The 6863-nt window shown below is 70.7% G+C and carries 9 protein-coding genes and 1 pseudogene; 3 read left to right on the top strand and 7 right to left on the bottom strand.

The features are described 5' to 3' along the window. A partial coding sequence (locus tag AC2VON_RS19220) for a Zn-binding domain-containing protein (RefSeq protein ID WP_486954376.1) occupies window positions 1-528 on the top strand: 528 nt, incomplete at its 5' end. 39 nt (window positions 529-567) lie between these two features. Then, on the top strand, window positions 568-1659 hold the full coding sequence (locus tag AC2VON_RS19215; protein WP_486954375.1) for a PAS domain-containing protein: 1092 nt from the start codon (window positions 568-570) through the stop codon (window positions 1657-1659). On the opposite strand, the gene AC2VON_RS19210 is transcribed toward AC2VON_RS19215, so the two are convergent. From AC2VON_RS19210 to ssd, 7 genes are read right to left on the bottom strand one after another with little or no spacing between them, the layout of a single operon-like run. Then, window positions 1580-1894 (bottom strand): Rv3654c family TadE-like protein, encoded by a 315-nt coding sequence (locus tag AC2VON_RS19210; protein WP_486954374.1) that lies wholly within the window; start codon window positions 1892-1894, stop codon window positions 1580-1582. The genes AC2VON_RS19215 and AC2VON_RS19210 overlap by 80 nt on opposite strands. 25 nt (window positions 1895-1919) lie before the next feature. Continuing rightward, complete coding sequence (locus AC2VON_RS19205) at window positions 1920-2222, bottom strand: TadE family type IV pilus minor pilin (RefSeq protein WP_486954373.1); 303 nt, start codon at window positions 2220-2222, stop codon at window positions 1920-1922. A gap of 32 nt (window positions 2223-2254) precedes the next feature. After that, entirely contained in the window at window positions 2255-2461 is a 207-nt protein-coding gene (locus AC2VON_RS19200; protein ID WP_486954372.1) for a DUF4244 domain-containing protein, read from the bottom strand. Window positions 2462-2503: 42 nt separating this feature from the next. Then, window positions 2504-3094 (bottom strand): type II secretion system F family protein, encoded by a 591-nt coding sequence (locus AC2VON_RS19195; protein WP_486954371.1) that lies wholly within the window; start codon window positions 3092-3094, stop codon window positions 2504-2506. Window positions 3095-3143: 49 nt separating this feature from the next. Continuing rightward, complete coding sequence (locus AC2VON_RS19190; protein ID WP_486954370.1) at window positions 3144-3962, bottom strand: type II secretion system F family protein; 819 nt, start codon at window positions 3960-3962, stop codon at window positions 3144-3146. Then, a complete protein-coding gene (locus AC2VON_RS19185; protein WP_486954369.1) occupies window positions 3959-5140 on the bottom strand; it encodes a TadA family conjugal transfer-associated ATPase in 1182 nt (393 codons plus the stop codon). Before AC2VON_RS19185 ends, AC2VON_RS19190 begins: the two co-directional genes overlap by 4 nt. Continuing rightward, window positions 5137-6213, bottom strand: coding sequence for a septum site-determining protein Ssd (gene ssd / locus AC2VON_RS19180; RefSeq protein ID WP_486954368.1), 1077 nt, complete (start codon window positions 6211-6213; stop codon window positions 5137-5139). Before ssd ends, AC2VON_RS19185 begins: the two co-directional genes overlap by 4 nt. Window positions 6214-6688: 475 nt before the next feature. Here ssd and AC2VON_RS19175 point away from each other — a divergent pair. Further along, window positions 6689-6863 (top strand): annotated as a pseudogene (locus tag AC2VON_RS19175) (HAD-IB family hydrolase); the annotation flags it as partial.

The raw sequence follows: 6863 nt of genomic DNA, 5'->3' as shown, positions 1-6863 counted from the left end.
CACCAGGTCTTCGGCTATCTGCGTCGGCAACTGACCGGGGAGGTGATCGACTTCGTCGAACTGGATATGCCGGCCTGCACATTGCCCACCACCGCGGTGGTGTACACCGTCACCGTCGACTCGATGACGCGCTGCGGCATCGACGAGCAGGCAATCCCGGGATCACTGCATGCGGCCGAGCATGCGGCGATCGGTCTGCTGCCGCTGGTGGCAAGCTGTGACCGCGGCGACATCGGTGGCCTGTCGACCGCGGTGGGGCCGTCGGCGCTGGGCGGACTGCCCAGTGTCTTCGTCTACGACGGTCATCCGGGCGGAGCCGGGTTCGCCGAACGCGGATTCCGTGCGGCCGACATCTGGCTCGGGGCCACCACGGCGACGATCGAGTCGTGCGAATGCCCACACGGATGTCCGTCGTGCGTGCAGTCACCCAAGTGTGGCAACGGCAACGACCCGCTGGACAAAGCCGGTGCGCTGCGGCTGCTGCGGCTGGTGCTGGCCGAGTTGAACCGCGCCACCGGCGGTGTCTGACCAAGCAACCGCAAGCCCGGCAGCCGTAAAATCCCGGATGTGGCTGCCGACTGGTTGCTGGTGGAAACACTGGGCGATGAGCCCACCGTGGTCGCCACGGGACGACGACTGCAAAATCTGGTCCCGATTGCGGTGTTCCTGCGCCGCAACCCCCATCGGGCCGCCATCAAAACGGCCATCGCCGAGTCGGTGCAGACCGGCCAGCGCCGGGACAGCATCACCGCAAAGAACAATCGGGTGATCCGCACCGAGCCGGTGCGGATGTCCGACGGCCGGGTGCACGGCGTGCATGTCTGGAGTGGACCGGCCGGCGCCGAACCACCGGAACGGCCGATACCGGGCCCGTTGAAATGGGATCTGACCCTGGGCGTGGCCACCGACACGCGAGAGTCGCTGGCCAACAGCGGCAAGAACCCGGAGGTGGAGGCGACGCACGGCAGATCGTTCGCCGAAGACCTGCCGACCCGAGACTTCACCCCGAATGAAACCAAGGTCATGACGCTGGCGATCCGGGTGGAGGCGGGCCAAGCGCTCTGCAGCAGTTGGGACGTCACCGACTGGCAGGGCACCACCATCAGGGTGGGTTTCGTGGCGCGCAACGCGTGGGAGACCGCTGCCGACGGACGTGAACACCTGGTATCGCGTGGGATGAATTGGCGCGGCGAACTGGAGGGGGCGGCGCTGAGCCCGGACCTGCTGGCGCAGCGGATCCTGCAGGGATTAGCCCGGCCCGGGATTCATCGCGCCCTGGTCGACCTGACCGATTGGCGGTTGCTGAAGTGGCTGGACGAGCCGTCGCCGTTCTACGACTGGCGCGATGCCGGGGACGCTCCCCGGCTCCATCCCGACGATGAACCGCTGATAGCCGGGATGACCACGCAATCCGCCACCGGGCCCGTCACCAGGGTGCTTCGGCTGCGCCAACAAGGTGGCGGCTGGGTGCCGACGCACGTGACCGTCAACCGGGTGGAACTGGAGGGGGACACCTTCGCCGGGCTGGTTGCGTTGCGACTGCCTACCGCCGACGAACTCGCCGACGCCGGCCTGGACGCTATTTCGGGCCGGCGCGGGCCGCCGCACGGGCCGGCCCGGCGCCCCAACCGCCGAAGACCACCGGCAGCTCGACGGTGACCACCACGTCGAGCCCGTCGACCCGGCAATCGACAGGGTCGGCGTGCATCCGGCGAACCACCAGCGCCGCGCGGGCACAGGCAGCTCCCGCCCCGGCCGGCAGCAGGGCGGCAGCGGCCACCGCGGCCAGGTCGGCAGCCCCCTGGGCGCGGTGGCGCCCGATCACCGCCGAACCGAGCCACAGCCCGCCGCCGGTGACGGCCAGCAGCACGGCGACCATTGTCGCTGCGAGCACGGTTGCCGAACCAAGCGAACCGGTCTCATCCGCGCGGCTCGACAGCCGACACCGCCTCGGCGGTGATGGACAGCGCGGGCAATAGGCTTGACCGCGCGGTGACGGCGGCCACCACGAACTCGGTGTCCCGGTGTACCTGCACCGCCGCGCCGGCCGGCGCGATGGCGCGGGCGGCCTCGATAGCCGCCCGGTCCTGCCCACGCGCTGCCAGGCGAGCGGCCTCACGAGCGGCGTCCACGCAACGTACCTGCATGGACACCGCTGCGACACCCGCCAAGCACAGCACCAGGACCGCGACCAACGTGGCCAACCCCAGCGCCGCTTCCACAGTGCTCGCACCGGCAGTAGGGGTTAATCCGGCTAGACGTTGGTGTTGAGCGCACGCCCGATGACCCGGGTCAGCGCCGAGACGACGGAGTCGCCGGTGATGACCGTGTACAGGATCGCGCCGAAGGCCGCCGCAGCGATCGTTCCGATGGCGTACTCCACCGTCGACATCCCCGAGTCGTCGGCCACCAGCAGCGCTATCCGAGCTTGTATAACGCGAAACATGTTGGTCCCCTTCATCGTATCCTCCTCCATTAACTTCGGTGTTCGACTTGCGGAGCATCAGAGCAAACCCGGCCGCAGTACGTCACCGGCCAGCCCGGCCACCACCGGAACGATGCCCAGACACACGAATGCCGGCAGGAAGCAGACACCGAGCGGCCCGGCGATCAAGACTGCGGCCCGTTCGGCTGCTGCCGTCGCCGCGTGTGAGGCGTCGTCACGGCACTGCGCAGCGAGCACGGTGATGCCCTCGGCGAGCGCCGCGCCGGAAGACCCCGACCGGCGGACCAGACGCAGCAGTGCCTGCGTCTGGGTATCGGCCGAGCATGGTGGCTGGTTCGGTGTCGACGACCATGCGGTGGCGGGGTCGGCGCCGAGCGCAAGGAGATCGGCGCCGCGGCGCAGCACCCGTGCCAGTTGCGGCGGCGCCGAGCATGCCGTCGCGGCGGCCGCAGCCGAGATCGTCATTCCGGCCGCCAGGCAGAGCGCCAGCACGTCGAGGCTCGACGCCACCGCGAGCGGATCGGGGCGCTGCGCCGCCGGGCGGCGTACCGGACGGCTGCGCGGGCGCATCCCGGCCCGCGCCCGCATCGCCGTCGGACCGGCGCCGACCAACAGGGCCAGCCCCAACAGCGCCGCCGCTGAGCTCATCACAGCCGCTCCTGCGCATCGCTTGGCTCTGCATCGTCGCCGGCTGTGCTCATGGCAGCCGCCCGGTGATCCGATCAGACCAGACCAGCCCGGCGCAGACCAGCAGCACGCCGGTCAGCAACAACGCGCCGCCACCGCCGAGCAGAAAGCTGAAGGGTTCGGCGCCGATCAGCTGGCCCAGCAACACACCGAGCACCGGTAGTGCAGCCAGGATGGCCGCGGACGCGCGGGCACCGGCCATGCCCGCGTCGATCTGCGCCGAGAACCGTTGCCGCTCAGCGATATCGCGTTGTGCGGCGTGCATCAGTGTGGATATCGCCAGGCCGTGCTCGCAGGCGAGCTGCCAGTACACCGCCAGGCGCTCCCACTGCGCCGGGAGCGACGACGACCTGGCGACGCTGCCCAGGCCGGCGGGAACGTCAGCGCCCAGCCGGGCATGCGCCGCGACGGTGCGAAGGCCGGCACCGACCGAGGGCTGATCGGTTTCGGCGGCGGCCACGTCGAAGGCCCGCACCGGATGGACACCGACGCGCAACTCGCCGACCAGGACGTCGAGCGCGGTCTGCAGCGCACTGGCCTCCGCTGCGGCGTGCCGACGACGGGTCCGGCGGCGACGGCGCATGCCGAGGGTCGCGGTAAGTGCCGCCGCGGCGAGCATCGTGGTGACCGGAAGCACCGCAGCCAGCACCGCCGTGACGCACACGACGGCACACCCGGCTGCGGCCGACCCGGCAACCACGGTCGGCAACGGTCGCCGGTGACGGGGCCTGCGCTGCACCGGGACGCCCGGCCTGAGCCGGCGCCGCGGTGACGCCGGGATCAGCGCCGCCGCCGACAACGTCAGTGCCGCGACGGCCGGCCCCGTCATGCCGGTATCCGGTTGCGCAGCAGCCGGCGCAGTTCGACAGCGTCGTCGGTCGTGCCCCGTTCGGCTTGCCACACGCCGACGGTGCGCACCCGTCCGCCCTCGGTGTGGTGCAGCACCGCGATTTCGGAGAGTCGGCGTCTGCCGGTGCGATCGCGTCCGACGTGCAGCAGCACCTGCACCGCCGCGGCGAGCTGGCTGTGCAGCGCCGCGCGATCCAGGCCGCCGAGCGCGGCCAACGCCTCCAACCGGGCCGGCACTTCCGTCGGGCTGTTGGCGTGCACGGTGCCCGCGCCGCCGTCGTGGCCGGTGTTCAGCGCGGCCAGCAGGTCGACCACTTCGGCACCCCGGACCTCGCCGACCACGATGCGGTCCGGGCGCATTCGCAACGCCTGCCGGACGAGTTGGCGCAGTGTCACCTCGCCGGCGCCCTCCACGTTGGCGGCCCGTGCGACCAGGTTGACCAGGTGTGGATGTCGCGGTCGCAGCTCGGCGGCGTCCTCCACGCAGACGATGCGCTCGTCGGCCGAGACCGCGCCCAGCATGGCGGCCAGCAGGGTGGTTTTCCCGGCGCCGGTACCGCCGGAGACCAGGAACGCCAGCCGGGCGGCGATGATGTCGGCGACCAGTGCAGCAGCCTGCGGCGCGATCGCGCCGGCCGCGGTCAACGCGGCGATGTCCTGAGTGGCCGGTCGCAGCACCCGCAGTGACAGGCAGGTCCCGCCGGCCGCCACCGGCGGCAGGATCGCGTGCAGCCGTACCGCGAACTCACCGCCCCCAGCGCCCAGGCCGGTCAGCTGGCCGTCGACCCATGGCTGCGCGTCGTCGAGCCGGCGGCCGGCGGCCAGCGCCAACCGCTGCGCCAAACGGCGTACTGCCGCTTCGTCGGCAAATCGAACCGAGCTGCGTCGCAGACCGGCCCCGTCATCGACCCATACCGCATCGGGTGCGGTGACCAGCACGTCGGTTGTGCCCTCGGCGCACAGCAGTTGTTCCAGGACGCCTGCGCCGGTCAGCTCGGTCTGCAGCAGGCGCAGGTTGGTCAGTACCTCGGTGTCGCCGAGCATGCCGCCGGACTCGGCTCGGATCGCTGCGGCGAGCACGTGGGGCCCGAGCTGGCTGGGCTCCGCGGGCTCGGCGGCCAGCCGTTGCCGAACCCGCTCGATCAGCGAACCGGTCACGCCGCCGCGACCTTCACCGCAGCCGCGTGCGAACGTGACGGCAGCACGCCGAGCACCCGGCGGGCCGCCGCCGCCAACGCCGATCGGCGCCGCAACCGCAGGCCGCCGTGTTCGAGCTGATCAGTCAATCGCGGCTCGGCGCGCATCGATGCCAACAGCGGCAACCCGGCGAGATCGGCGACCTCGGCGGCACGCAGGCCACCGGGTGACGGTCCGCGCACCACCAGCCCGACGTTGGGGTTGACAGCGCACAGCCGCGGTGCGATCGACGTGCTGGCGGCACACGCCCGCACGTCACCAGGACTGACCAACACGGCCAGATCAGCGGCGTCCAACGCGGTTTCAGCCGCGTCGGTGAGCCCCCGGGGCAGATCGCAGATTACCGTCGTACCGCCGCGCCGGCCTGCGTCGACGACCGCGTCGACAGCGCGCGCGTCGAGCTCGTACCAGCGCCGCGCACCGGACAGGACCCAAACATCAGGATTCCTGGGATGCCTGGGCAATGCCGAACGCATCGCCGACCAGGCCAACCGCCCACCCTGCAGCGCCAGGTCGGGCCAGCGCAGCCCGGGCACGTTCTCACTGCCGATCAGCAGGTCGATGCCGCCACCGCCGGGGTCGAGGTCAACCAGGAGCGCATCACCGGCGGTCTGGGCCAGCGCGGCCGCGAACAGCGACGCTCCGGCCCCGCCGCAACCCCCGACGACCGCGACGACCTCGCCACTGGAGCCGTTGCGCCCACCGTCGCGTATCGTCTCGCCGGCCTCGGCGACCTGACGCACCAACTCCTCCTCGTCGGCGGGCACCGTCAGCACCCGTTGCGCACCCACCGCTATCGCGGCTTGCCAGGTGGTTCCGGTGGGTTCGGCACCGGTGAGCACGATGACGTGGGCGCGCCGCGGCAGGGTGTCGGGTCCGCATCGGACCGCGGCCTGCTCATCGAGGATCACTGCCGCTGCGGCAGACCAGGTTTTTCGGCTCACCGGCGTCGGGCCGGCCACGTGAATCACCCGGACGCCCACCGCCGCGCCGACGCGATCCACCTCGTCGCGCAACGCGGGCTCGGTCAACATGGTCAGCAGGCCGACAGTGCGGCTCGTAGGATTCGCAGCCCTCACACCCCCACCGTGCGGGAGCCGAGGTGCGGTCACCAGTCGGTGCCGGGCGATTGTGCACGAAACGCCGAACTGTGCACAATGCACGGCGATCGGCGCAGCGCATGCCGAGGGAGCTTCTATAACACAGTCCAGGGCGCCAACCGAACCCGGCGAATAACGACCCGGAAAAGGGACGACCCCCGCCAGGGGGGGAGGAGGCGAGGGTCGTCATGCGTCAGCCCCGGGGGGTCGGGCCGACACACCCTCGGCATAAGCCGAGTGACATTCACTATACACACCCCAGGTGGGGCTGATGCAAGTCTTATCCGAACAAGGCAACGTTTTGCCCGGATCGGACTTGTCAACACACTGTGCTCAACCGCACCTAATGTGAACTGCCGTTTCATCTGCAACACCGCAACCGGTGACACCCGAGCCCTATGCTGGACCAATGACCGCCTCCGAGCCGTTCCCCTCGCGGCAAGCGTCTTTGCAGGTTGCCGGCGGCATCCCCCGCAGCCGCACGGCCGCTTTCTTCGACCTCGACAAGACGGTGATCGCCAAATCCAGCACGCTGGCGTTCAGCAAACCCTTCTTCGACCATGGGCTGATCAACCGCCGAACCG

Source organism: Mycobacterium sp. TH-M82, from assembly GCF_057473605.1.
This window is presented reverse-complemented; position numbering and strand designations above follow the sequence as displayed.

What these genes read in the sequence shown, in the direction of transcription:
- AC2VON_RS19200 (WP_486954372.1), bottom strand. Translation starts at nt 2,461, where the DNA reads ATGAAGGGGACCAACATGTTTCGCGTTATACAAGCTCGGATAGCGCTG.
- AC2VON_RS19195 (WP_486954371.1), bottom strand. Translation starts at nt 3,094, where the DNA reads ATGAGCTCAGCGGCGGCGCTGTTGGGGCTGGCCCTGTTGGTCGGCGCC.
- AC2VON_RS19190 (WP_486954370.1), bottom strand. Translation starts at nt 3,962, where the DNA reads ATGACGGGGCCGGCCGTCGCGGCACTGACGTTGTCGGCGGCGGCGCTG.
- ssd (WP_486954368.1), bottom strand. Translation starts at nt 6,213, where the DNA reads ATGTTGACCGAGCCCGCGTTGCGCGACGAGGTGGATCGCGTCGGCGCG.